Origin of the sequence: Paraburkholderia sp. SIMBA_053 (assembly GCF_046534895.1) — a bacterium.
In the GTDB taxonomy this organism is placed as follows: Bacteria; Pseudomonadota; Gammaproteobacteria; order Burkholderiales; family Burkholderiaceae; genus Paraburkholderia; species Paraburkholderia caledonica.
Genome location: NZ_JAWRXU010001360.1, coordinates 1 through 248, shown reverse-complemented (window position 1 = coordinate 248; position 248 = coordinate 1). Strand labels below are relative to the sequence as shown.

1 protein-coding gene is annotated in these 248 nt (G+C 44.0%); it reads left to right on the top strand.

Going from position 1 to position 248, the window contains the following annotated elements:
• Positions 1-54 precede the first annotated feature (54 nt).
• Positions 55-248: hypothetical protein (locus SB753_RS40050; RefSeq protein ID WP_410805549.1), on the top strand; the 194-nt coding region annotated here is incomplete at its 3' end.

Sequence of the window (248 nt, the reverse complement as noted above, 5' to 3'; positions counted from 1 at the left end):
GACGAGCTCTTGAGAGCGAAGGAAGATTCGTCAGATTTTGAATACAGAGAACCGATGCTAGAGACGATTAGTGACTACCTCAAGGGAAGCGCAAAAATTGTGCTGACAACGAGGCGCACGGTTCTGTTTGATGGTGACGAATTTCATAAATGGGTGGATAGTCATGTAAATGAATTTGATCTTGTGCGTATTAAAATCAGCGAACCTCAAATATCGGACTGGCTTCCTGCGAATCGGATAGAACGTCT